A 25,546-nucleotide genomic window follows, 5' to 3' on the forward strand; every position below is an offset into this window, starting at 1 on the left:
AAAGAGGAAATCTTATGGAATTTATGACTCCTGTGGATAAATATATGATATCGGGTGTCCATCGTATAAGAATAGGAAGTCTTGACGAGAATGAGATTGTGGTGAGAAGCCCGGAAATGATTGGCGTTCAGGCCGAATTTGCGGAAAATGAAAATGGATGGAGTATATGTGATACTGGCAGCCGTAGCTTGACCGTGAACGGCAATCCGGTACAGTCAGGATACAAGCTTAAATGTGGAGATATTTTAGAACTCGATGCTTTAAGGATAATATATTGTGTGCAGTTTATCGGCGTGCTAATACGGAATCACTTAAAAGATGGTATTATTGTCAATCTGCCATATATGGATCCTGAGAGGCTTCAGTATGCGGATGTTCAGGAAAAAGACAGATTTTTTCACAGATCCCCCAGAAACACGAAGGAGCCGGTTATAGAGTCTGTGACAATTGAGAATCCACCGGCAAAGCAGCAGATAGAAAAGAAGCCACTCTTGATGGTTATAGGGCCAACATTTACAATGATGATTCCAATGATGCTTGGAGGTGTTCTTGCTATGTACAGCTACAGATCATCAGGGAGCAATTCTGGAATGCTTATGTATACAGGCCTTATCACTGCTGCTGCGTCTGCGGTTATAGGCGTGTTATGGGCCTTCATCAATATGCATTATGATAAGAAGAGAAATGCACAGGGGGAGCTTGACAGGAGATCTGGGTATGCCAGATATCTGAGGCGGCAGATAAAACAGATAGCTTCTAATCAGAATACTATAAAAAATATGCTCGGAGATATGTACAAATCTCCTGATGTCATAACGCAATATACAGATCAGTCAACTGAATTGTGGAATAGAAACAGGAATCAGAAGGATTATCTGGTGGAGCGAGTTGGCCTGGGAACTTTGGATGTGTCAGCGTATATAACTGTTCCTAATATACGAATGGAACAGTCTGATGATGAATTGATACAGATCCCGGGCAAAGTAAAGGCTGTATATTCACATATAAAGGATGTTCCGCAGGGAGTGGATCTCGGAGCTACAGGTATAATAGGTATAGTTGGGGTGGGAGATAAGAGTAAAGCATTTGATGTGGCAAGAAACATGATTGCACAGATAGCAGCGAATAATTCTTATCGTGACGTAAAACTTGCATTTGCATTCGATTCCGGAACTGACAGCAGTGAATGGATGAACTATAGATTTATGCCTCATGTGTGGCTGGATGATTATAGTGAGAGACTGATGGCGTCAGACAGAAGCTCAGTGGACGACCTGTTTTTCAGAATTATTGATATCCTGAGAGACAGGGAACAGAAAGATTATTCTATAGATAAGCGACAGTTACCCCACATTGTATTGTTTGTTGCTGATACTTCTCTGCTGGAAGGGCATGCGATAAATAAGTACATAACAACAGATGCACAGAAATATTCTTTCACAGTGGTAACATTGGCTGACAAAGAGTCGCAGTTGTTGAATGACACTATTTATGAGCTTATGATCGACAAACAGTTTTCGGGAATCCATAAGATGAAGACGGATGAGTATAGTCATGTGGATTTTGATAAAGTGACAGAAAGTCAACTGGCAGCTTTTGCCGACAGAATAGCAGTTATAAAGGTGAACGAAGATGTCGAGGCTGGAGGTATCCCCGACAGTCTTACATTTTTTGATATGCTGGGCATACAAAGACTGGAAGAATTGCGGGTTCTCGACAGATGGAAGACAAATAAAAATTACAACAGTATGCGGGCTGTCATAGGTCAGTCGGCTGGAGGCAAGGACTGTATTCTTGATGTACATGAGAAATATCATGGTCCACATGGGCTTGTTGCAGGAACTACAGGATCGGGAAAGTCGGAGACGCTGCAGACATATATTCTCTCAATGGCGATAAACTACAGCCCTGATGATATAGGCTTTTTCATTATTGATTATAAGGGCGGAGGAATGGCAAACCTGTTTGATGACCTTCCACACATGATAGGAGCAATATCGAATCTGTCAGGAAGTGCGATAAAGCGAGCTATGGTGTCCATAAAGAGTGAGAACATGCGAAGACAGAGAGTCTTCAATGAGGCTGGAGTTAACAATATTAATAATTATACCAAGCTTGTAAAAGCTGGTGAGGTAGAACTTCCGGTACCACATCTGTTTATAATAGTGGACGAGTTTGCCGAGCTGAAGCGTGAACAACCGGAATTTATGAAGGAGCTTATAAGTGTTGCACAGGTTGGACGAAGCCTTGGCGTTCATCTGATCCTTTCTACGCAGAAACCGGCAGGAACAGTCGACGAAAATATCTGGTCGAATTCCAAGTTTAAGCTGTGTCTTAGAGTGCAGGATAAGCAGGACAGTAAAGAGATGCTGCACAAGGAGGATGCTGCTTTTATAACCCAGGCAGGAAGAGGATATCTGCAGGTTGGAAATGACGAAGTGTATGAGCTATTCCAGTCTGGCTGGAGTGGAGCTGAGTATCTGGGAGATGCGGATATTGGCCAAGATTCCCAAATAGCAATTTTATCCTACTCTGGAATGGCGGCGTATAGAAAAAAACGAGAAAAACAGACGATATCAGTACATAAGACTACGCAGCTTGAGGCAGTGATCATGTTCCTGGCTCAGACTGCTGCTGAACATGGATATGACAGGGATTATAGCTTATGGATGGAACCGCTAAGAAATCCGATTTATATAGAGGATATAGAGCGTGAATGTCCTAAAAGCATGGATAGAGAGCTGGGGATAATTGCCACAGTTGGTATGTGTGACGATCCTGCTGCACAGAAGCAGTTTCCTTTTAATATCAATATATCGTCAATCGGTAATTTGGCTGTATGTGGAACTAATGTAAGTGGAAAGAGTACGTTTTTGCAAACATTAATATATTCTTTGATAACAAAATATTCTTCAAGCGAATTAAATCTCTATATAGCGGATTTTAGCAATAAGTCACTTATGTGTTATGAAAATGCGCCACATGTTGGTGGTGTGGTATGTGATGAGGATGAAGATCGAATAAAAAAGATGATTTATCTGATTGAACGTATTATGTCAGATCGAAAAAAGATGTTAGGAGGTATAAGTTTTGCCGCATATAATCAAGGTTCTTCTCAAAAAATTCCGGCGATAATTTTGATTATAGATAATTATGCTGGATTTCGAGAGAAAACTAATGAGATATATGATGCTTTCTTTAATATGCTTACACATGATGGTGCTGCATATGGAATTTATATTGTTATGACGGCAAGCGGATTTGGAAGTTCGGCTATTCCAAGCAGGATTGAAAACAATATATCAGAAACCGTTGCTTTGCGTATGAACGAGAGATATCAGTATTCATCTGTTCTTAGAATAGGAAGAATTGAGCTTGAACCAGAGAATTTAAAGGGGAGGGGTTTGGTTAAGATAGAAGATAATGTTCTGGAATTTCAGACGGCACTTGCAGTAAAGGCTGAAAATGAATTCGATAGAATAGAAGCAATAAGAGCAATGTGTAATATGTTATCTGCAAATAATGTATGTGAAATAGCAGAACAGATACCAGAAATACCAGACAAGCCAACTTGGGAGCTATTCAAGGAAAGAACTGATGTTAAGAAAATGCTGATGTCAGGAAGTTTATTGCCGTTAGGATATGATAGAGTGAGCGCAGAGGCATATGGAATAGAACTCAAAAATACTTTTTGCTATTTAATTGCAGGGCAGGCTAGAACCGGGAAGAAGAATCTGATGAAGATACTTGTGCAGGCTGCCGCAGAGAGAGATTCAGATATAGTTGTGATAGAGCATGGAACTTCAGAATTCAGAAATATAGCTATAGATACGGGTGCAAGATATATAGAGGACGAAAAATCACAGGCTGATTATTTCTGTGAATTGTTGCCAGATTTTGTTGAGAGAAACAAATACAAAAATATGTTGAAAGATCAGGGCTATGAGTCAAATGAATTATACGAGAAAATGCTCTGTTTCAAAGAAACATTTATATTTATTTCAGATATAGAAGCATTTATGGAAACAATATATCATCCTAGCAGCGATGTGACCAGAATTGCACCGTTTGTTGAAAATGTGATGGAAAAAGGTGCGTATCATAATATATTTATAATTGCATTAAATGGTACTGAAAGTACCTCTGTATGCAGAGCGTATAAGGCGTATGACAGCATGGTTGGATATCATGTAGGAATTCAAATGGGAGGACGAGCTTCAGAAAACACATTTTTAAATTTTTCAAATATTTCTTTTTCGGAACAAAATAAACCATATAAAGCAGGCGTGGGAATGATTTCACAAGATAACGATGAGAGAGATACGTCATATGTGATTATACCATTGTATAGGAGATATCGGGATGATAAAGATAATTCTGCAAGTGCCAGTCATGGGGAAAGAGATTGACATAGAATGTAATGAAAAGGCTGTGATCAACAATGTTATTGAGGATGCGTTGGATATCTTGGGACAGTATTGGAATATTAGTGCACAAAAGTCAGATAAATGGATATTGATTGACAAAACAATGAATGAGATCATGCATCCGTTGAAAAGTTTAGAAGGTCATGGAGTGAAGGATGGACATGTATTAATGTTATTGTAATTGCGTTTGCGAAGGAGCAGTGTGGTGGTTAAGAAAACGGAAGGAATAATATTATATGTAAAAATAGACAAAGTAAGAGATGAGGAGGACTCGCTAGGGTACATAAGATCACATTTTCAAGAATATGTTAATGATTTTGAAAACTGTATAGATAGTGCAGTTACAAGTAAATATGTTTCAAATTCTAATCTGAGCATACTGAAAAATTGTGACTATGAACTGCAGGAAGCGTTATCTTGTCTGAATACATTAAAAAATACACTTCAATTGGCGTGCAATGAATATGAAGAAAGTAATAAAGCAACGTTGTCAACATATAATATGGGAAATTTATATGCGCATACCCCGTTTTATAAAACAACAACATTTAAAATTGTTGTAGGCGTGGTGGTGGTTGCTGCAGTGTTGGTTACTATCATTTGTGTACCAGAGCTTTTGGGGATAGAGGCTGGGACTATAGCGGCTGGATTGTCAGAAACCCTCGGAGTTGAGATTTCAGTAGAGCTATTGGGTGAAGTTGTTGGAGCAAAAGCTATGGCTGTTACAGTTACATGCGTGTTAATGGATTCTTTAATTTCGGGTGCTGTTTCCGCATTTGAAGGAGGTAGCTTTGTAGATGAATTTGCGGATACGCTTTTTGATGATGCAATAACAGGCATTATAACGTTTCCTGTTGCGTTTGGAAGCGGTATATTGTTTAAAGCCACGGGAAGCGTATTGGCAAAACTCTATATAGGATTGGTGGTGATGGCAAATGCAGGGGCAGTAAATGAAGCATGGTACAGTTTCAAGACGAGTAAAACAGGGTATCACGATGTCGACGATCAGCAGCGTGAAGAGGAATATATTAATGGAGTAATAGGTGAATCAATATTAATAGGAAAATATGCAGAGGAATTGAATGTGCTTGCTTCAAATACTAGAAAGACGAAAAAGGCACTTGAATTGAAGACAGAAGAGATTTATAGCGCTCCGGGTTATGTAAGTAAGACTGCACGTGGAAGAAATCAAAGATCAGGAAAATGTGAACAGACAGATAAAAATAAATCTGAAAATAAAGCGGTTAATAGTACGATAAATGATTTGTCTATATTAAACAATAATGTCGATATAGATGACTCAATTTTCCAAACTGATACAAATAGAGATCCTGAATCAGATTTGTTAGAATCATTAACAAAGAACCAAAACGTGAAAAATATGTATGATGAGATGCAAAAAGAAAAATTTAAAGGAGATGTGAGAAAACGAGAGCAAATGAAAGAATTTGGCATGATTTTATATTAGTTGATTGACAGTAATATGTAAGAATATATAGGAAGTAAAAATGGCACAAACAATAAATGTGGATACAAGAAAACTTGTAAATGATTTGAATAGTATTATGGAAAGTCTGGAAAATATACAGGCGCGGTACGAACGAATAAACGAATTATATGAGAGTGTAAAAGAGCGTTGGCAAGGTCCCGCTGCTGATTCATTTATCGAATGTTTCGATACATATATGGATAATATAAGCAACGTTCAAAATTCACTTTCAGTAAATATTGAGGAATTATATGCCAGATGTGAGGCTTTTACTAATTGTGAACAGTCGGTAGTTTTAAAAGTGAAAGGAATGGGGTGTTGTGGATAATGAATTTGAGAAAATAGTTGTTCCAATAGAGGATATAGTTTTACTTCATGCGTATGTTAAAAGGGGGTATGATACAATTCGGAAAGAGTTTGATAGTATAGTTGATGAGTATAACAAAATAAATGAATATTGGGAGTGCCAGGATTGGGATGATGCGTACAAATTGTTAGCTAAAAATGCGCAGAAAATGGAAGATATCGTAGAGAACCTTTGGGATAGTGCAAGTAAACTTGATACAGTAATTCAGGTATATACAGCTACGGAGGATGGAAATAAATCTATGATAACAGAACTTCCTTATAATGTGCTTAAATAATTGGGGGTGATATATGGATACGAAAGAAAAAATGAGCATGGATGAATATAATGAAATCATGTCAGTAGTAAATCAGATTGAATTTGCTGCAGACGAAATGAAGAATGATACGGTTGCTGGACTGGATAAGATGGTAGAAAAATTGGCCAAAGTGTGGCAGGGTGAGGCATCGGATGAGTATATTTTAAGAATGAAAGCTTTAAGAGATCGGATATTGAACACGGTAAAATCTGTGTATGAAGCTGTGGAAAATATGTCGATAGAGATTAACAACCAATATGTAGATTAGAAACAGGAGGTTATATTTAATGAAATCATTTTCGGTAGAGTCAACGGGACTGATGAATGGAATCGATAGTTTATCAAGGAGAAATGAAGAACTTGGAATTCAGATAAAAAAGATGCAGGAGAGTAAAGAGGCGCTCAACGCAACATGGGATGGTGTTGCGAAGAATACCTTTAGTGCGACAGTGGACAATGATGTGGCAAAGATGAATAATTTCATGAAACTTATTGAGCAGTATTGTTCGGCATTAAAAAATATTATGACAAATTATCAGAATGCAGAGGCAGAAAACGCTAATCAGATGGCAAAAAGAGGATAGAGAGGAGATATAAATATGTCAGATATAAATATAAAGGTTACACCTGCTGAGTTGGAAGCTAGGGCAAATGAGTTTCGAAATGTTATGAACCAGACAAATACACTTACTGCAGATATGATGAAAACGATAATGGGGTTATCGTCTGTTTGGACAGGTTCAGCATCAGAAGAGTACATAAGCCAATTTAAGGGCCTTCAGAAAGATATGGACAAAATGGGAGAACTTATAAATAATCATGTGACAGACCTCCTTGAAACTGCCAAAAGATATTCGGCAGCAGAAAAAAGCAATATATCGGCTATTGGCGGATTGCCAGCTAATGCATTGAGCTGATAGACAGGTAATTGTTGAACATAATTGAGAAAGTATAGAGGGTGACATGGCTAAATATGAAAAATATCTACCGCTAGGTTCAATCGTATTGTTAAAAGGTGCAAAGAAAAGGCTGATGATTTATGGTAGAAAGCAGAAAGAAGCGGATACAGATGAAATATGGGATTATATAGGCTGTTTGTATCCAGAGGGAAATATCAGAGTCGATCAGAATTTTCTATTCAATCATGAACAGGTAGAAAAAGTATATTGCGTCGGTTATATAGATGAGGAAGAGTATATCTTTACGAACAAGTATCTAACTGACTGACACATAAATATTATATAAAATGTGTCACGGAAGACAAATAGGCATGCAATAAATCCCATAGTGAGTTATAATAATATCAATAGGCTGATACATATTATAAGAGGAGGACAAATTCAAACTATGGGAGTACAAAAGAAGAAGTTGTTACACCGGATAATGGCTCTGGCGATCGCAGTTGCGGTTGGATTGTCAGTGATCGTGCCGGGAGGAACAAGTGCTGAAGCGGCGACAATACCTGCGGATGTGACAAAACCATCTGCCAATTGCGTGTTTATAGCAATGAAGGGCAAGTATGTGTCGGAGGCTTCGGCTGCAGTGAAGAGGATCAATCAGATCCGTTATGAAGCATGTAAGCAGGGCGTTAAGATTGATGGACGGAAATTGACGCTTGACGACTATGTGCCGATCAAGTGGTCGGCAGGACTTGAGAAGATAGCAAGGATCAGAGCTGCGGAGGCGAGTGTTACAATGTATCACTCAAGACTCAACGGAAAGTCTGTATTTGATTTCAAATATCCGGGAAATGGCTGGCCGACTTCCGAGGTGCTTGCGTGGAACTGGTCAGAGAGCATGCTCATGGGTATTGAGCAGTGGTACAGCGAGAAGGATGCCTATGTGAAGGGAACTCCTGGAGCGGTGACCGGACATTACACATCCATGATAAATCCAGCAAACAGGTATGTGGGTGTTGGTACATTTATAAATAAGAATGCATCTTATCCGAACACAACTGCAGCCCAGTTCATGGGAAGCGGCAGTCAGGCTGAGACTATGGCTAAGTCCACTGGTGAGAGCGATGTTACGGTGGAGGTGCAGAAGGACAATATCACATCGGTTAAGATGACCGGAAATAAGAACGTGCAGGAGGGACAGAAGATAACCCTCACACTCAAGGCAGTCCTTGGACAGTATGGAAGTACATCGTATAAGGTGCTTGCGGGAGCTAAGTGGAAAACATCGAATTCCGCTATTGCAAAGGTGTCATCTACAGGAGTGGTAACAGGTCTCAGAAAGGGAACTGTGAAGATCACAGCCACAGTTGGATCGCGTTCGGCATCATATACGGTAACCGTAACAGGAAAATGTGCGCATGTATATTCCGGCAAGGTAGTAAAAACAGCAACTACCAGAAACGATGGCAAGGTGTTACATACATGCAGAAAATGCGGCCAGAAGAAGTATATCGTTGTCAAGAAGATAAAGAGAGTTACATTATCACAGACGAGATATAAGTATGATGGTAAGACAAAGACACCTAAGGTGACTGTGAAGGATAGCGATGGTAAGATAATATCATCAAAATACTACAAGGTGACATACCCTAAGGCGAGAAAGAAAGCCGGAACATATACGGTGAAGATAAAGTTTTCCGGAAGGTATAAGGGTACAGTTTCAAAGAAGTACAGAATAGTAAAATAAAAAAATACCGTTGTTCATAAAAAATATGGACAACGGTATTTTTAATCTGAAAGAAATTATTTCTTCTCAGGCTCTGGAGTATAGTCAAGTATGGATGAAATAGCCTTGTGAACCTTTGTATACTCAGTTATAAGAATATGCATACGCTGGAATCCAGGCTGCTCCAGATGATAATATACTCTGGTCATTCTCTTTCCAACCTGCTCTTTGTGATCGGAGATGAAACCGTATTCAATCAGTTTGTACAGTGCAGGATAGAGAGAACCGATAGGAATCTTTATCACGCCGTCTGACAGTGAGTCCATGAGCTGTGACAGCTCGTAGCCGTAATAATCTTTCTGGCTGAGCAGATAGAGTACAAGCAGCTCCACGGAACCTCTGATGAAGTTCGGCTTTGCAACGACTCTTGCATGTACAGCCTCAACTGCTGCTTCCTTTGCGGTATCATTACTTTGATCCTGAACCATAATACTGTTGGAATATATGCTGTTTAATACGTTTTCCATTAAAACCACCTCATACAAAAAAATAGTTACACTTTGTATTGATTGTAATTGCAAAATCATTTAATTGCAACCTTTCTTTTCATTAAAATGAAAATAAGTTGCGTATTTTTGCAATTTTTGCTTATTTGAGAGAGATTTTTGACTGTAACTGCCTGGATAATGCCAATAGACGGCTGGCAGCATCCTTTGGATTGTCAGTTTTCATTATGGCGGACACCACACAGATGCCGGCGATAGGTATGCCCGAGAGGACATCCAGGTTGGTCGGATTGAGTCCTCCGATGGCATTTACCGGGATGGGAACTGCCTTGCAAATGTCTCTCAGTGTATCCGTGGATGTGAGCACTGTCTTGACCTTGGTGGTGGTTGGGTAGATGGCTCCAACTCCCAGATAATCAGCTCCCTGTTCATACGCCTCCACGGCCTGAGGAACAGTCTTGGTGGTTGCGCCCACGATGCGGTCAGGTCCCATGAGTTTTCTGGCTATGGAGACTGGCATGTCTGTCTGCCCCACATGGACACCCTCGGCATCAGTTGCCAGCGCCACATCTACCCGGTCATCTATGATGAGTGGCACGTTGTAGCGGCGCGCAATTGAGTGCACCTTGTCCGCAAGATGTATGTACTCACGGGTAGTTCTTTCCTTTTCTCTAAGCTGCATGAGTGTCACACCGCCGTCCAGAGCACACTCCACTCTGTACAGAAATTCCTCCTCGGACAGACCTGTGCTGTCTGTTATAAAATATAAAGTAGGATCAAATGTATACATTTCAAAGTCCTTTCTAAAATTGTTACACATACAGATAGTCATTGAGTACGGGCTGCAGTCCCTCGCCCTCTATGTCTGAATACATATGCTCAAGACTTCTGTTGTCGTTGATCTCGAACTGCTCGTCGCCCTGTTCACTGCAGGAAGTCTTGCCGCTGTATTTGCTTTCGTGATCGCCGATTCCGGTTGACACGCCCGCCGATACCTTGGTCGCTGCGATCTTCACTATGCCGTTCCTGAAGTCTGCACTCTCCCTTGAAGATACCGTTATTCCGGCAAATGGCAGGAATATCCTGTATGCGCACAGTATCTGGCAGAGCTGCTTCTCGTGTACGTCCAGAGGATTGATCTGATCGTTGTTGATGATCGGTCTCAGTCTTGGACAGGAGAGTGACATCTCTGCGTGTGGGTATTTTCTCTGGAGAAAATACGCGTGAAGGGCTGTTGCCAGTGCATCCTTGCGGAAGTCGGAGAGCCCTAACAGTGCTGAGAATGCAACGCCTCGCATTCCGCCCATGAGGGCGCGCTCCTGCGAGTCGAAACGGTATGGCCATACTCTCTTGTGACCCATCAGGTGAAGAGTCTCGTATTTGTCTGCGTCGTATGTCTCCTGGAACACTGTTACATAGTCCGCACCACACTCATGGAGGTAGCGGTACTCATCGGTGTTCACCGGATATATTTCAAGACCTACCATGCGGAAGTATTTCCTTGCAAGCTTGCATGCCTCGCCGATATACGTTACGTCACTCTGGCTGCGGCTCTCGCCGGTCAGTATAAGGATCTCTTCCATGCCGCTGTCGGCGATGACCTTCATTTCCTTCTCGATCTGCTCTGCTGAGAGTTTCATTCTGTTGATGTGATTGTAGCAGTTGAAGCCGCAGTATACGCAGTAGTTCTCACAGTAGTTGGCTATGTAGAGCGGCGTGAACATGTAGACCGTGTTGCCGAAGTGCCTGCTTGTCTCGCGGCTTGCGCGCTGCGCCATCATCTCAAGAAATGGTTCGGCGGCGGGGGAGAGCAGAGCCTTGAAGTCCTCTATGCTGCACGTCTCGTGTTCAAGGGCCGCCATGACGTCTCTGCCTGTGTAACTGCTGTAGTCGTAGCTGTTCATGTGCTCCATGACCTTGCTGCGGATGTCAGATTCAATAACCTCCATGCCCGGAAGGTATTCCATATGGTTTTTCCTTGACGATGGATCTGTCTCCAGACGGTGCTTGATCTCCAGCGCTTCCGGCGAAAGATATTCCGAGTCTATCAGAAAGTGGTTTTCCATCTGAGTGCACCCCCTTAGTCATGCAGGAATCCGGTCAGTGGATCTGAAGCGGATGCCCCTCTGGTGAGAACTCTTCCAAGACCTGCCAGATAAGCCCTTCGGCCTGAATTTATCGCGTCCTTGAATGCCGATGCCATGAGTGGCAGATTTCCGGCTGTGGCGAGAGCAGTGTTTGCCATGATGGCGGCAGCGCCCATCTCCATGGCTTCACATGCCTGGGATGGCCTTCCGATACCGGCGTCAACTATGATCGGAAGTTCGATCTCGTCGATGAGGATCTGGATGAAGTCTTTGGTAGCTAGTCCTTTGTTGGAACCTATAGGTGATGCCAGTGGCATGACCGCTGCGGCTCCCGCATTTACCAGATCACGGGCGGTATTCAGGTCCGGGTACATGTAAGGCAGTACCACAAATCCTTCATTTGCCAGTGCCTCGGTTGCCTTTATCGTTTCCTGGTTGTCGGGAAGGAGATATTTGCTGTCGCGCATGATCTCCACCTTGACGAAGTCTCCACAGCCCAGAGCCCTTGCAAGCCTTGCTATGCGCACGGCCTCCTCGGCGTTCCTCGCGCCGCTTGTATTTGGCAGGAGAGTAACTCCCTCCGGGATGAAATCGAGAATATTTTCCTCTTCCTTTGTATTTGCACGGCGGACGGCCAGAGTGATGATCTCTGCTCCTGCGTCCTTTATAGCTGATTCGATCAGCTTCATGGAATACTTTCCTGAACCCAGAATAAATCTTGAATTGAATTCATGTCCTCCGATTATCAGCTTGTCTTCTTTCATTATAATGCTCCTCCTCCCATGAAACTCACGACCTCCACACAGTCGCCGTCGTTAAATGTAATGTCTGCGTATGTCTCTCTCGGTATGATCTCCTCGTTGATCTCAACAACTATGCGCACCGGTTTGTAGCCGGATTCTTCAAGAAATGCCGCCAGATTCTGCCCGGCAACGTCGAGATCTTTTCCGTTCACTGTTACCATAGCCCTTTCCTCCAAAGTCTTTTATCTGCACAAAAAAAGAGTTACCGATCTGGTAACTCCAATAAAGTCTGCACTTTAACAAACGACTGCTATCAGGCTTCCCTACGTTGGCATTATCCAAATCAGGTTTCCGGTCGAAGGTCACACCTTCCTCTCAGCCTGTACTACAAGCTCCCGCGTCCTCTTTTTGTTGTCAGATAATAATATACGACCTGAAAACCCGGAATGCAAGAGTAATCTATCAGGCAAATATGCCATTTGACCGCAAATATTCGAAGCTCTCTCAAAAATATACGGAAAATGTACTGCGATTGATGGCTTTTCCTTGACACAGCCCACATATGTATGTACAATTTAGTTGTTTGGCGCGCTAAAGTGTCATACAAAATCAGCAGGTTGCACAAATGCTGATTTGATTTATCTTATGGAGGACAGTGAAGTTATGAGACAGAAGAAGATTCATTACATCTATAATAAAGAGATGGAGTGTATGGATCCTGAGGAGAGAAGAAAGCTTCAGGGGGAGAGACTTAGAAAGACAGTAGAACTTGAATATGCAAATGTACCGGCATACAGAGCCAGAATGGACGAGGCGGGAGTAAAGCCGGAGGATATAAACAGCATAGACGATATCGTCAAGCTGCCATTTATGCAGAAGACAGATCTCAGGGATAACTTCCCATTTGGACTGTTTGCAGCAGACAGGAAGGACATCATCAGAATCCAGGGTTCATCAGGAACCACAGGAAAGCCTATCGTAACAGGATATACACGTAATGATATTGATGTATGGACAGAGATGGTTGCTAGGGCATTCAGGTGTGCCGGAGCCGGAGAGGATGATATCATCCAGATAGCTTACGGTTATGGATTGTTCACAGGCGGACTCGGTGCTCATCAGGGGGCTACCGAGGTTGGAGCCATGGTGGTACCGATGTCATCAGGCAACACCCAGAGACAGATCACGATGATGAAAGAGCTTGGTGCTACAATGCTCTGTTGTACACCATCATATGCTACATATCTTGCAGAGACGATTAGAGAGATGGGTATTGATCCGTCCGAACTTAAGCTTAAGTCCGGATGCTTTGGCGCTGAGCCATGGACTGAGGAGATGAGACAGCATCTTGAGGAGCTCCTCGACTTTGATGCATTTGATATATATGGATTAACTGAGATAGGTGGACCTGGAGTTGCATTTGAGTGCTTTGAGAAGAATGGAATGCACATCAACGAGGATCATGTCCTCGCGGAGATTATTGATCCTGTCACAGAAGAACCGCTTCCTGACGGAGTTCCGGGAGAGCTTGTATTTACAACTCTTACAAAGACTGGTACTCCTATGATCAGATACAGGACACATGATATATGTACACTTACACACGGCACATGTGCATGTGGAAGAACAACTGTCAAGATGAGTCGTATCACAGGCCGTACAGACGACATGCTTGTAATCCGTGGTGTAAATGTATTCCCTAGTCAGATAGAGTCAGTTCTTCTCGGCGTGGAGGAGGCTTCAGCTCATTATATGATCGTGGTTGATCGTGTGAATTCACAGGATAAGCTGACAGTTCAGGTAGAGCTCAAGGAAGATGTGGATATGGGCGATGCTGCAAAGCTTGCGGCTATTGCATCCCGCATCAAGACAGATATCAAGCAGACACTGCTTATCAGCGCAAAGGTTGAGCTGGTTCCACCTAAGACCATTCCACGTTCAGAGGGCAAGGCAAAGAGGATCACAGATAACAGACATATCGGATTCTAATCTATAAGATCAGGTAGTCAAATATAAACAGCCGGCTCGATGGTGGGCTTTCCGGGATCATGACCGGACAAGCCACCATGGGCCGCTTTTTTATTCTGGAGAGCGCTGGCCTCAGTTTATAATAGCCAAATGCTGAAAAATCTTGCATTTTGGCAAGTTTCCGTGTAGAATTTGCTTTGTTATGTGCACTGACAGTGAGATACTGCACTGCAGTGGTAAAGTTGGTGCGGAGCAGATAAATTATAATTATTATGGAAGGTGGATTAACTAATGAATGTTTACGAGATGATTGCGTTTATAGCGTATTTTGTCCTGGTAATCGGTGTAGGAATTTATTTCTTCTTCAAATCCAAGGGGAATGCCGGAGAGAAGGATTATTTTCTTGGAGGAAGAGATATGAATGGTCTGGTGGCTGCACTCAGCGCCGGAGCATCTGATATGAGTGCGTGGGTTCTCATGGGACTGCCCGGAGCATTCTATGCGACAGGACTCAGCAACATGTGGATATCAGTTGGTCTGTTCATCGGAACAGCATGTGCCTGGATATTCATAGCACCGAGACTCAGAAGATTCTCGATAGCGTACAACGATTCGATCACTATACCTCAGTATCTGACAAATCGTTTTCAGTCAGACAATAAGCTGCTTCTCATAATATGTGCAGTTATATTTGTGGTTGCATATTGTATATACGCTGCGTCAAGTATATCGGCCTGCGGTACTCTGTTCAACACTGTTATGGGCATCGATAGGAATACAGCCATGATCGGCGCTGCAGTCATCATCATCGTGTACACATTCCTTGGTGGTTTTAATGCAGTGTGCTGGACGGATTTCTTCCAGGGACTTCTGATGCTTGCAGCTCTCATGATCGCACCTATCATTGCGGTCATCACCATGCAGGGCGCTGGCTTTATAGCACCTGATGTTGTCATTCCAGACAATTATTACAATGCCCTTATAAGTGGTTCATTTGACAAGACCAGTGTGATCAATATCATATCAGGACTTGCATGGGGACTTGGATATATGGGTATGCCACATATTCTTATAAGATACATTTCGATCAAGTCAGAGAAGGAGATGAAGAAGTCCAGAATAGTCGGTACTTGCTGGACGGGAATCATCCTCGTTATGGCATCCGTAGTTGGTATGGTCGGTCTTAAGTATCTTGGCGGTGGACTTACAGATAACTCACAGGTATTCATCAGACTTGTAAGAGGCGTGTTCCCTGCACTTGTAGCTGGTATACTTCTCTCAGCTATCCTTGCAGCGTCCATGAGTACAGCTGATTCACAGCTCCTTGCTTCATCATCAGCATTTTCGTCTGATGTGTACAAGCCTATATTCAGAAAGAGTGCATCCGACAAGGAGATGCTCTGGGCAGGAAGAATTGTGGTCATCATCATCTCAGTTGTGGCACTTGCCATAGCGATGAATCCAGACTGCGAGGGTATCATGGCACTCGTGTCAAATGCATGGGGCGCATTCGGATCGGCATTTGGACCGGTCATCGTTCTGTCACTGTACTGGAAGCGACTGAATTACAATGGAGCACTTGCTTCTATCATAGTCGGATTTGCTGTTGACATGCTCTGGTACAAGTTCCTTGCAACACCAACAGGACTTTATGAGATCGTTCCTGGATTTGCAGCAGCGTTCATTACAGCTATCGTCGTATCACTTCTCACAAAGAAGCCTGACGACAAGGTTGTTGAGATATTCGAGAAGGCTAAGCTTCCTACGGAGTAATTTGCAGTGTAGAGTTAGTTATAAAGCTGGGATCTTTTGGTGGCGGATGAGTTCGTCTGCACACAAAATTATCTATAAATCAAAATAAAAGGCTGAAAAGATACAAAATCTGAAGAAATTGTATCTTTTCAGCCTTTTTTGCTAAATAAGAGATAATTTTGTGCGCAAAAAAAGAACCACCTGAATTGCTAGGCGGTTCTTTTTTAAACAACAACTTAAACAACTAAGAGTAAATTACTTTCTCTTGAACAACTGAGTTCAGTATATACACAAAATATGAACAGAATATGTACAGAAAAAAAACGTTTTGCAAAATAAAATCTTCAAAATTTAAAGATTTTATGACACATTTTTCAAAGTGCACAAAAAGAAAATGGCCATTTGTGCGGTATGCACAGAGCCTTGTAAAAACATGTAAATCCCGCGTAAATATGTAAATAACAGGTAAAGGAGTAAGTATTTCAACTGGTAAAACAGCCTCTTTTTAATTATGATAGGAGATAGGGCGATTATAAGTGTGTGTATGTTTGCCATAACGGGTGGTATATTCGTGTATGCTTACCATCAACCAGTTCCTGCCGAAGTACTGCAGTGTGCTTCTGCGCGATGATTGCAGGGAATACGTTTCGGAGATAATCATAGAGGGACACACGGATACGAATGGTTCCTACATATACAATCTTGAACTTTCACAGCAGCGAGCGTTCTCAGTGGCAAAGTACTGTCTGACGGAGAGCAACGGCATCATAAGCAGTGGACATGGCAGCGTCGAGACGCGTGGAGATCAAGTTCAGGCTTCAGGACGAAGAGATGATAGATGAGATGATGGACATTCTCAAGGACAAATAGATATATAAGAGGAGAGCAATGGCGGTAAACAAGACAAAACTCAAAAAGCAAATATTTGACATAATACAGATAGGGGACAAAAGCAATCTGGCGAGCAGGGCATTTGACATATTCATAGTGGGTGTCATATTGTCGAACATATCGGTGATGTTCCTGCAGACCTACGATCAGCTTGAACCATATTATGGGCTGCTGAGTGTTATCGAGTGGGTGACTACAGGCATATTCTGTGTTGAGTACATTCTCCGCATATGGACGGCGGATTTCCTGTATCCCACATGCACCAGAGGAAAGGCTATAGGAAAGTTCCTCATATCATATGACGGAGTTGTGGATCTGCTCACGATCATACCAGTGTTCTTTCTGTCTGGCTTCGTGGCGTTCAGGATGCTCAGGGTGATCCGTATATTCCATCTTTTCAGGATCAATTCAAAGTACGACAGCTTCAATGTCATCAAGATAGTCCTGCTGAGAAAGAGCAGACAGATCATATCGTCCATGTTCATCATATTTATACTGATGATGGCGAGCAGCCTGTGTATGTACAGCACTGAGCATGCCGCACAGCCGGGAGTGTTCAGCAACGCCTTCAGCGGCATATGGTGGGCGGTATCGACAGTCCTTACCGTGGGGTATGGAGACATTTACCCGATCACGCTGCTGGGCAAATGCATGGCGATAGTCATAGCATTTATGGGAGTTCTGCTGGTAGCGATACCTACAGGTATCATAAGCGCCGGATTTGTAGAGCAGTATCAGAACAATGCCAACGAGGAGTCCAAAGTTGTTGATGTGGACGAGATTGGAGAACTGCTCGTAGATGATGTGAGCAAGTTTTGCGGCAGGACCATACTCCAGGCTACGGAGGAGTATGGTGTGAATATATATATGGTACTCAGGGATAATATGTCTATACTGCCGACAGGTGATCTGGAGATACAGACAGGTGATATTCTGATAGTGAAGTCAAAATTCCTTGAGAAGAGACGTGGAAGCTCATTATCTTAGTTTATGCAAGTAATAAATATAAAATTGAGATTATAAATGAGAAGTTTCTGTAAACTACAAAAAAAACTCAATAATCATATTGATTTATTTTGACTAATTGGGTATACTTTCAACTGAATATGAGAGAAAGTGTTCATATTTATTTTCAGATTATTGAGTGCTGTATAGTTGCGGTGCCGGCAGGGTACAGGCGACATGCACCTATCAATGAAATACATTTAAAGAAAAGGAGTTAAGAAAAATGGCAACAGTTGATTTAACTAAGTATGGCATTACAGGCACAACAGAGATCGTACACAATCCTTCATATGAATTGTTATTCGAGGAAGAGACAAAGGCTGACCTTCAGGGATACGAGAAGGGACAGGTTAGTGAACTTGGCGCAGTTAACGTTATGACTGGTATTTATACAGGCCGTTCACCTAAAGATAAGTATATCGTAGTAGATGAGAATTCAAAGGACACTGTATGGTGGACATCAGATGAGTACAAGAACGATAACCATCCAATGACAGAGGAGACATGGGCATCAGTTAAGGATCTTGCAAAGAAGGAGCTCTCAAACAAGAGACTTTTCGTAGTTGATGCATTCTGCGGAGCAAATGCTGATACTCGTATGGCTATCCGTTTCATCGTTGAGGTTGCTTGGCAGGCTCATTTCGTAACAAACATGTTCATCAAGCCAACTGAGGAAGAGCTTAAGAACTTCGAGCCAGATTTCGTAGTATACAATGCTTCGAAGGCTAAGGTTGAGAACTACAAGGAGTTAGGACTTAACTCAGAGACATGTGTAGCATTCAACATCACAAGCCATGAGCAGGTTATAGTTAACACATGGTACGGCGGAGAGATGAAGAAGGGTATGTTCTCAATGATGAACTACTACCTTCCACTTAAGGGAATGGCTTCAATGCACTGCTCAGCTAACACAGATATGAACGGTGAGAACACAGCTATATTCTTCGGCCTTTCAGGAACAGGTAAGACAACACTTTCAACAGATCCAAAGCGTCTCCTCATCGGTGATGATGAGCACGGCTGGGATGACAACGGCGTATTCAACTTCGAGGGTGGATGCTATGCTAAGGTTATCGATCTTGACAAGGATTCAGAGCCAGACATCTACAACGCTATCAAGAGAAACGCTCTTCTTGAGAACGTTACACTTGATGCAAACGGCAAGATCGATTTCACTGATAAGAGCGTAACAGAGAATACTCGTGTATCTTACCCAATAGATCATATCAAGAACATTGTAAGACCTATATCATCAGCACCAGCTGCAAAGAACGTAATCTTCCTTTCAGCAGATGCGTTTGGAGTACTCCCTCCAGTATCAATCCTTACACCAGAGCAGACACAGTACTACTTCCTGTCAGGATTCACAGCAAAGCTTGCTGGTACAGAGAGAGGTATCACAGAGCCAACACCTACATTCTCAGCTTGCTTCGGTCAGGCATTCCTCGAGCTGCATCCTACAAAGTATGCAGAGGAGCTTGTTAAGAAGATGGAGAAGAGCGGCGCTAAGGCATACCTTGTCAACACAGGATGGAATGGAACAGGCAAGAGAATCTCAATCAAGGATACAAGAGGAATCATCGATGCAATCCTCAGCGGTGCTATCAATGAGGCTCCTACAAAGAAGATCCCTATGTTCGACTTCGAGGTTCCAACAGAGCTTCCTGGCGTAGATCCAGCAATCCTTGACCCACGTGACACATACGCTGATGCTTCAGAGTGGGAGACAAAGGCTAAGGATCTTGCAGCAAGATTCCAGAAGAACTTTGCTAAGTACGAGGGTAATGCAGCAGGTAAGGCATTAGTTGCAGCAGGCCCACAGCTCTAAGATATAGCTTAGGATCATATAGAAGAAAGGAACTGTCATAGTCCAGAGCCTTTCGCATAGAGAAGACCGGATACATTCGTTCAGAGTGTGTCCGGTCTTTTTTGTCTGCGCCATCCATAAGTAAGTAATATTATGCTTTAACCGGCAACCAGAAATTACCTCTTGCAATACCGAACAAATGTTCGTATAATATTATGCATGAACGAGATAATTACAGGACTTACAACGAATGAAAAACTGAATATACTGGCGGATGCGGCGAAGTATGATGTGGCGTGTACATCCAGTGGAGTGGGCAGGAAGGGACAGAAGGGAGCCCTGGGCAACAGTGTATCATGTGGTATATGTCACAGCTTTGCAGCGGATGGAAGATGTATATCGCTGCTTAAGGTCCTTATGACGAACCATTGTGTATATGACTGCAAGTACTGTCTGAACCGCAGAAGCAATGATGTGCCAAGAGCGACATTTGAACCGGAGGAGCTGTGCGATCTGGTCATAGAGTTCTACAAGAGGAATTATATAGAAGGGTTGTTCCTGAGCTCCGGTGTGCTCAGGGATCCGACATACACCATGCAGAGGATGTGTGAGACTCTGTATCTTCTCAGGACGAAGTACAGGTTCAATGGATATATCCATGTGAAGACCATTCCGGGGGCATCGGATGAGCTTATAAGCATGGTGGGATATTTAGCGGACAGGATAAGTGTTAATATGGAGCTGCCGACTGAGGAGAGTCTGAAGAAGCTTGCCCCGAACAAGAGCTTTGACACCATACTTGATCCCATGGGCAAGCTGACCAGCACTATAGAATCTCACAGACTGGCGGTGGGCAAGACTGCGCGTATGGAGAGGAGCGGTATCAACAGATACCTTACTGGAAGCATATTCAACGAGAAGAATCTGCAGAAGGATCTGACCTCATACAAAGCAGAGCTGGCAGGGCAGGAAAGACATGGTGCTCTGCAGATGTCAGCAGCAGAGGCACTCACAGATGGAATGACCTCTGATAAAAGAGACATCGGTGCTGCCTCTTCGCCCCTCCCTGTCATGTTTGGAGATACAGACAGGAGACAGGCATTTGCCCCGGCGGGACAGAGCACACAGATGATAGTTGGAGCCAGCGGAGAGTCGGATTACACGCTCATACACACAGCCCAGAGACTGTATCAGCGATACGATCTGAAGCGTGTGTTCTACTCCGCGTATATACCGATCAACGAGGACTCGGCACTCCCTGCGTTGGATACGGCGGTTCCATTGCTCCGTGAGCACAGATTGTATCAGGCGGACTGGCTGCTCAGATATTATGGATTCCACGCTGAGGAGATATTGTCTGAGAACGAGCCGAACCTCGATCAGAGAATGGATCCGAAGTGCAACTGGGCAGTGAGGCATCTTGACCAGTTCCCGGTGGAGGTGCAGACGGCACCGTATGATCTGCTTCTCAGGATTCCCGGCATAGGGCCGAAGTCGGCGGGCAGGATAGTGAGAGCCCGCAGATACGGAAGTCTGGATTTCGATAATCTGAAGAAGATGGGGGTGGTGCTTAAGAGAGCACATTATTTTATAACGTGTGGCGGACGTATGATGTACAGGATCCCTATAGAGAGGGATTACATTGTCAGGGAGATGACGGATCTGAGCCGGGGAGAGAACTGGCAGGCATCACACGGCAATGAACAGTATAGACAGATGACTTTATTTGATATAGGAATGAAGGCGTGAAGGTGGAAGTTATGGACAATATGAAGGTTTTCACATGCAGAGACAGATATGACGATATGGCTACATGCATATATGAGGCGTGGAGTATGGCACTGCAGGTCGGACACGACCATGTGATGCTTATGAAGGAGCCTGTGGAACAACTGGATATGTTCGCTGACTATATACATGTCGAGCCGGATGCGGACAAGGTGCAGAAGTTTACCCGGTCTGTGAAGAAGGTATCCTGGCTGGTGTACCGCAACGTATTCAATGCACTATTGTCGCATCAGGAGGATGCACTGGACACTGTGTACAGATATCTGATACTGGCATTTGCCGAGGGGCGAAAGGTGGAACATATGCTCATAAGTCCGGAGGTGATGCGTATCATGGAGCTTGGGCGGAGTGTGAGCAACGAGGCACATCTATTCAGGGAGATAGCCAGATTCACTGCTGTCCAGGGGCGGGTGTATGTATGTCATATAGAACCAAAGGACGATGTTGCGCTTCTTGTCGCCAGTCATTTTGCGGACAGGATGCCGTCAGAATACTGGCTGATAGTGGATGATGGCAGACGTTACGCCGTGGTGCATCCGGTGGATTCGGATATGTATGTGAGGCGGCTTACAGATCAGGAGATGGAGACGCTGGGCAGTGCAGAATATATGGAGGATGATTACACAGATATGTGGAGAACATTCTTCAGCGCGGTGAGCGTGGAGCAGAGAGAGAACTACAGATGCCAGAGAAGCATGTTCCCTTTGTGGTCGAGAAAGCATGCCACAGAATTTTTGGGATGATCATAGAAAAAATGCTTGAATTGGCTGGAAAAATATGATAGTATCTGAACTTGTGATGTATTAATCATATTTTCCTTGCTCACAGATGACTGTGGGCCAGAGACCATAAGGAGGTGCAATGTAATGAACAAATATGAATTAACTTTAGTTGTTAGTGCAAAGATTGATGAGGAAGCCAGAACAGCTGTAGTTGATAAGGTTAAGTCTTATATTGAGAAGGCTAACGCAACAATTACAGAAGTTAACGAGTGTGGACTCAAGAAGCTTGCTTACGAGATTCAGAAGATGGGCGAAGCATACTACTACTTCATTCAGTTTGATGCAGAGGCTGGAGTTCCAGCTCAGCTTGAGGCTAACATTCGTATTATGGAATCAGTTCTTAGATATCTTTGCGTTAGATTAGACGCCGAGTAATAGGAGGTATTCTATAATGAACAAGGTAATATTGATGGGTCGTCTCACAAGAGACCCGGAAGTTAGATATTCACAGTCAAACACAGGTGATGGCCAGATGGCTATTGCAAGATACACATTGGCTGTAGACAGAAGATTCAATAGAAATGGCGACCAGAGTGCAGACTTCATCGGCTGCGTTGCATTTGGCAGGAGCGCTGAGTTTGCAGAGAAGTACCTGAAGCAGGGAACGAAGATTGCTATAACAGGTAGAATCCAGACTGGAAGCTATACGAATAAGGATGGTAACAAGGTGTACACAACTGATGTTGTTGTTGAGGAGCAGGAGTTTGCTGAGAGCAAGGCTGCAAGCGGACAGGCATCAGGCGGTGGATATCAGCCAGCAGGAAGACCGGCACCTGGCAATGCAGGAGCTGAGGGCTTCATGAGTATACCGGAAGGTATTGAGGACGATTTACCATTCAAGTAAAATAGGAGGTAAATACAATGGCTTACAATAAGACTGATAGAGCTGACGCTCCAATGAAGAGAAGAAATATCCGTAGAAGAAAGAAAGTCTGCGAGTATTGTGCTAATAAAGAGGCTGTGATCGATTACAAGGATTCAAACGCACTCAGAAAGTATATCTCAGAGAGAGGTAAGATCCTTCCAAGAAGAATCACAGGAACATGTGCTAAGCATCAGAGAGCAATCACAATTGCTGTTAAGAGAGCTAGACAGATCGCAATATTACCATACGTTCAGGATTAATTCTTATCATTGATAAGTATATAAAGGACCCGTTATTCAGCTATGTGCTGGATGACGGGTTTTTGTGTAAATTCATAGAATATTATTTCCTGTAGGCGTATTTTATGAGGACAGAAAGGTGGGGAATAAATGGCAGAGAATGTTGTGAGAGTAAGCGGACTCACGAAGACATTTGGAAAGAATACTGTTTTGGCCAATGTCAATATATCTCTTGAAAGGGGAAAGATATATGGCTTTATAGGACAGAACGGGGCAGGAAAGACGACCATGATCAATCATATCAATGGTCTGTTGTTTCCTGACGAGGGAGAGATAGAGTTATTTGGCGCCAGTGACAGTAAGGGGCTGGTGAATGCCAGAAAGAGGATAGGAACGGTGTGTGAACATGCCGGACTGCACGACAATTATAATGCTAGAGACAATATAAAGCTTAATATGAAGCTGAGGGGGATAAAGAACGACAAGCTCATCGACCAGACCATAGCAAACGTTGGACTGCAGGGTGTTGGTAAGAAGAAATTCAGAAACTATTCGATGGGAATGAAGCAGAGACTGGCAATTGGCTGTGCCATGCTGTCAGGTCCGGATCTTCTGCTCCTGGATGAGCCTATAAACGGGCTTGATCCGGTTGGAATAGTTGAGATAAGAAATCTTCTCAAGCAGATAAATCAGAGGTTTGGCGTGACGATACTTATATCAAGCCATATACTCACAGAGCTTCACGAGCTGGCAACGGACTACATAATGATAGACAGAGGACAGATCATAGACTGCCTCTCCGCAGCGCAGCTTGATGCGAAGTGTCACAGAAGACTGAGACTGCGCACCAATGATGTGAAGAAGGTGCTTGATATTCTTGCTATGAGATACAATATAGTGAATGTGTATGTGAATGGTGATGAGATAATCGTGGACCAGCCGGTAAATTCAGACGAGCTGGCATGGGTTCTCTACAATGAGAGGGTGTTTGTCAGTGAGTACCATCTCGAGGAGGAGAGCCTTGAGAACTACTTTATTCACAGGATAGGGGGTGCTCATTATGCGTGAACTGTTGCCGGCTGAATTTTATAAGCTGTATAAGAGCCTGGGCTTCAGGGTGTGCCTGATAGTTTTCTTTGTCCAGGATATAATATATCTGATCTCGGTGGGATTGGTTGGAGATATTCTCGGAATAGAACTCACGGGAGATTTTCAGTTTCAGTATCTGCTGGGCTCGTTTTCCGGAAGCTCGGTGTCGGGCATGCTGTTTGGATTTATTGCGGCGTCGCTCATCACCAGCGATTACAAGTCCAGGGATATCCAGTGTGCGATAGCCCAGGGACACAGCAGAGCACATATAATGTTTGCGAAGATCATAGTATATATAGTGGCGATCTGGATACTTTCTCTTGAAGATATACTTGTGTATACCGTAGGAGGATGCATTTGTGGAGGCTTTGGAAAGGAATTTACCATGGATGTGGCGGTATATATGCTGAGATCGGTGGCGTGTGAGGGATTTGTGCTTACGATGTTATATATGACATGCGTGTTCCTTGCGTTTGCACTGACGTCCAAGGCTGCGTCAGTATCAGTGAATCTGCTGCTGTTTTTCCTTGTGGATCTCGGCGTGCAGATCATGCCTGTGCTGTTCCAGTCGGATGTTCTGGAGAAAATACTGGGCTATATGCCGTTCAGTTCTGTGAGGGAGATGAGTCAGGTCGATATAGACTGGAGCCATGCTGGAATATCGCTGGCGGTGGCTGCTGCATACGGCACGGTGATGATCGTGGCAACATGGCTGACATTCAGAAAGAGAGATCTTCGATAGAGAATTATGACAGAATATACATTTGCTCAACCGTTCATCTGTGTTGACAAAAGTTCTGTCAAAGTTTATTATAACT

At 43.3% G+C, this 25,546-nt stretch carries 27 protein-coding genes and 1 riboswitch; of the genes, 22 read left to right on the forward strand and 5 right to left on the reverse strand.

Going from position 1 to position 25,546, the window contains the following annotated elements; genetic code table 11:
- Positions 1 to 14 precede the first annotated feature (14 nt).
- The 10 genes from essC (at position 15) to DW159_RS00205 (ending at position 9,227) form a co-directional block, all read left to right on the forward strand.
- Entirely contained in the window at positions 15 to 4,409 is a 4,395-nt protein-coding gene (gene essC, locus DW159_RS00160) for a type VII secretion protein EssC (protein ID WP_117548531.1), read from the forward strand.
- Positions 4,363 to 4,608 carry a hypothetical protein gene (locus DW159_RS00165; RefSeq protein WP_117548532.1) on the forward strand — a complete coding sequence of 82 codons (246 nt, stop codon included), beginning with the start codon at positions 4,363 to 4,365 and terminating at the stop codon, positions 4,606 to 4,608. The genes essC and DW159_RS00165 overlap by 47 nt, the downstream gene beginning before the upstream one ends.
- Before the next feature lie 24 nt (positions 4,609 to 4,632).
- Positions 4,633 to 5,895 (forward strand): hypothetical protein, encoded by a 1,263-nt coding sequence (locus DW159_RS00170; RefSeq protein WP_117548533.1) that lies wholly within the window; start codon positions 4,633 to 4,635, stop codon positions 5,893 to 5,895.
- Between the two features lie 40 nt (positions 5,896 to 5,935).
- Positions 5,936 to 6,244: a WXG100 family type VII secretion target gene (locus DW159_RS00175; protein ID WP_117548534.1), complete on the forward strand. Its 309-nt coding sequence runs from the start codon at positions 5,936 to 5,938 to the stop codon at positions 6,242 to 6,244.
- Positions 6,237 to 6,560, forward strand: a complete 324-nt coding sequence (locus tag DW159_RS00180; protein WP_117548535.1) for a hypothetical protein — start codon at positions 6,237 to 6,239, stop codon at positions 6,558 to 6,560. Before DW159_RS00175 ends, DW159_RS00180 begins: the two co-directional genes overlap by 8 nt.
- A 13-nt stretch (positions 6,561 to 6,573) precedes the next feature.
- Positions 6,574 to 6,849, forward strand: coding sequence for a WXG100 family type VII secretion target (locus DW159_RS00185; protein WP_117548536.1), 276 nt, complete (start codon positions 6,574 to 6,576; stop codon positions 6,847 to 6,849).
- 19 nt (positions 6,850 to 6,868) lie between these two features.
- On the forward strand, positions 6,869 to 7,165 hold the full coding sequence (locus DW159_RS00190; protein ID WP_117548537.1) for a WXG100 family type VII secretion target: 297 nt from the start codon (positions 6,869 to 6,871) through the stop codon (positions 7,163 to 7,165).
- Between the two features lie 15 nt (positions 7,166 to 7,180).
- Positions 7,181 to 7,498, forward strand: coding sequence for a WXG100 family type VII secretion target (locus DW159_RS00195; protein WP_117548538.1), 318 nt, complete (start codon positions 7,181 to 7,183; stop codon positions 7,496 to 7,498).
- A 46-nt stretch (positions 7,499 to 7,544) separates the two neighbouring features.
- Positions 7,545 to 7,808 carry a DUF4176 domain-containing protein gene (locus DW159_RS00200; RefSeq protein WP_117548539.1) on the forward strand — a complete coding sequence of 88 codons (264 nt, stop codon included), beginning with the start codon at positions 7,545 to 7,547 and terminating at the stop codon, positions 7,806 to 7,808.
- 120 nt (positions 7,809 to 7,928) lie between these two features.
- Positions 7,929 to 9,227 (forward strand): CAP domain-containing protein, encoded by a 1,299-nt coding sequence (locus tag DW159_RS00205; RefSeq protein WP_117548540.1) that lies wholly within the window; start codon positions 7,929 to 7,931, stop codon positions 9,225 to 9,227.
- 56 nt (positions 9,228 to 9,283) lie between these two features.
- Here the strand turns inward: DW159_RS00205 and DW159_RS00210 are convergent, their stop codons facing one another.
- The 5 genes from DW159_RS00210 to thiS all read right to left on the reverse strand — a co-directional run bounded on the left by DW159_RS00210 (position 9,284) and on the right by thiS (position 12,763).
- On the reverse strand, positions 9,284 to 9,733 hold the full coding sequence (locus DW159_RS00210; protein WP_015533318.1) for a PadR family transcriptional regulator: 450 nt from the start codon (positions 9,731 to 9,733) through the stop codon (positions 9,284 to 9,286).
- Positions 9,734 to 9,854: 121 nt separating this feature from the next.
- Positions 9,855 to 10,502 carry a thiamine phosphate synthase gene (gene thiE, locus DW159_RS00215; protein WP_117549391.1) on the reverse strand — a complete coding sequence of 216 codons (648 nt, stop codon included), beginning with the start codon at positions 10,500 to 10,502 and terminating at the stop codon, positions 9,855 to 9,857.
- 22 nt (positions 10,503 to 10,524) lie between these two features.
- Positions 10,525 to 11,778, reverse strand: coding sequence for a 2-iminoacetate synthase ThiH (gene thiH, locus DW159_RS00220; protein ID WP_117548541.1), 1,254 nt, complete (start codon positions 11,776 to 11,778; stop codon positions 10,525 to 10,527).
- A 14-nt stretch (positions 11,779 to 11,792) separates the two neighbouring features.
- Positions 11,793 to 12,563: a thiazole synthase gene (locus tag DW159_RS00225; RefSeq protein ID WP_117548542.1), complete on the reverse strand. Its 771-nt coding sequence runs from the start codon at positions 12,561 to 12,563 to the stop codon at positions 11,793 to 11,795.
- Positions 12,563 to 12,763 carry a sulfur carrier protein ThiS gene (gene thiS / locus DW159_RS00230; protein WP_015533314.1) on the reverse strand — a complete coding sequence of 67 codons (201 nt, stop codon included), beginning with the start codon at positions 12,761 to 12,763 and terminating at the stop codon, positions 12,563 to 12,565. Before thiS ends, DW159_RS00225 begins: the two co-directional genes overlap by 1 nt.
- A gap of 82 nt (positions 12,764 to 12,845) precedes the next feature.
- Positions 12,846 to 12,951, reverse strand: a riboswitch (TPP riboswitch).
- 254 nt (positions 12,952 to 13,205) lie between these two features.
- Here thiS and DW159_RS00235 point away from each other — a divergent pair.
- From DW159_RS00235 to DW159_RS00290, 12 genes are all read left to right on the forward strand, one after another.
- On the forward strand, positions 13,206 to 14,531 hold the full coding sequence (locus DW159_RS00235) for a phenylacetate--CoA ligase family protein (RefSeq protein WP_117548543.1): 1,326 nt from the start codon (positions 13,206 to 13,208) through the stop codon (positions 14,529 to 14,531).
- A 270-nt stretch (positions 14,532 to 14,801) separates the two neighbouring features.
- Positions 14,802 to 16,283, forward strand: coding sequence for a sodium/proline symporter PutP (putP, locus tag DW159_RS00240; RefSeq protein WP_015533312.1), 1,482 nt, complete (start codon positions 14,802 to 14,804; stop codon positions 16,281 to 16,283).
- A 554-nt stretch (positions 16,284 to 16,837) separates the two neighbouring features.
- On the forward strand, positions 16,838 to 17,104 hold the full coding sequence (locus DW159_RS00245) for an OmpA family protein (protein ID WP_242992583.1): 267 nt from the start codon (positions 16,838 to 16,840) through the stop codon (positions 17,102 to 17,104).
- A gap of 46 nt (positions 17,105 to 17,150) precedes the next feature.
- The gene (locus DW159_RS00250) at positions 17,151 to 18,140 is read left to right on the forward strand and encodes an ion transporter (protein WP_015533310.1); all 990 of its coding nucleotides are present in this window, start codon (positions 17,151 to 17,153) and stop codon (positions 18,138 to 18,140) included.
- A 241-nt stretch (positions 18,141 to 18,381) separates the two neighbouring features.
- The gene (gene pckA / locus DW159_RS00255) at positions 18,382 to 19,986 is read left to right on the forward strand and encodes a phosphoenolpyruvate carboxykinase (ATP) (protein ID WP_004849399.1); all 1,605 of its coding nucleotides are present in this window, start codon (positions 18,382 to 18,384) and stop codon (positions 19,984 to 19,986) included.
- 198 nt (positions 19,987 to 20,184) lie between these two features.
- Complete coding sequence (locus DW159_RS00260) at positions 20,185 to 21,714, forward strand: putative DNA modification/repair radical SAM protein (RefSeq protein WP_117548544.1); 1,530 nt, start codon at positions 20,185 to 20,187, stop codon at positions 21,712 to 21,714.
- Positions 21,715 to 21,725: 11 nt separating this feature from the next.
- Entirely contained in the window at positions 21,726 to 22,496 is a 771-nt protein-coding gene (locus DW159_RS00265) for a TIGR03915 family putative DNA repair protein (RefSeq protein ID WP_308936792.1), read from the forward strand.
- Positions 22,497 to 22,619: 123 nt separating this feature from the next.
- Positions 22,620 to 22,910, forward strand: a complete 291-nt coding sequence (gene rpsF / locus DW159_RS00270; RefSeq protein ID WP_015533308.1) for a 30S ribosomal protein S6 — start codon at positions 22,620 to 22,622, stop codon at positions 22,908 to 22,910.
- Positions 22,911 to 22,926: 16 nt separating this feature from the next.
- A complete protein-coding gene (locus DW159_RS00275; RefSeq protein WP_022216615.1) occupies positions 22,927 to 23,379 on the forward strand; it encodes a single-stranded DNA-binding protein in 453 nt (150 codons plus the stop codon).
- Between the two features lie 17 nt (positions 23,380 to 23,396).
- Positions 23,397 to 23,660, forward strand: a complete 264-nt coding sequence (rpsR, locus tag DW159_RS00280; RefSeq protein WP_015533306.1) for a 30S ribosomal protein S18 — start codon at positions 23,397 to 23,399, stop codon at positions 23,658 to 23,660.
- Positions 23,661 to 23,789: 129 nt separating this feature from the next.
- Positions 23,790 to 24,707: an ABC transporter ATP-binding protein gene (locus DW159_RS00285; RefSeq protein WP_117548545.1), complete on the forward strand. Its 918-nt coding sequence runs from the start codon at positions 23,790 to 23,792 to the stop codon at positions 24,705 to 24,707.
- On the forward strand, positions 24,700 to 25,470 hold the full coding sequence (locus DW159_RS00290) for an ABC transporter permease (RefSeq protein ID WP_117548546.1): 771 nt from the start codon (positions 24,700 to 24,702) through the stop codon (positions 25,468 to 25,470). Before DW159_RS00285 ends, DW159_RS00290 begins: the two co-directional genes overlap by 8 nt.
- Positions 25,471 to 25,546 lie beyond the last annotated feature (76 nt).

It is taken from the genome of Coprococcus sp. AM14-16, assembly GCF_003434675.1.
Lineage (GTDB): Bacteria > Bacillota > Clostridia > Lachnospirales > Lachnospiraceae > Coprococcus > Coprococcus aceti.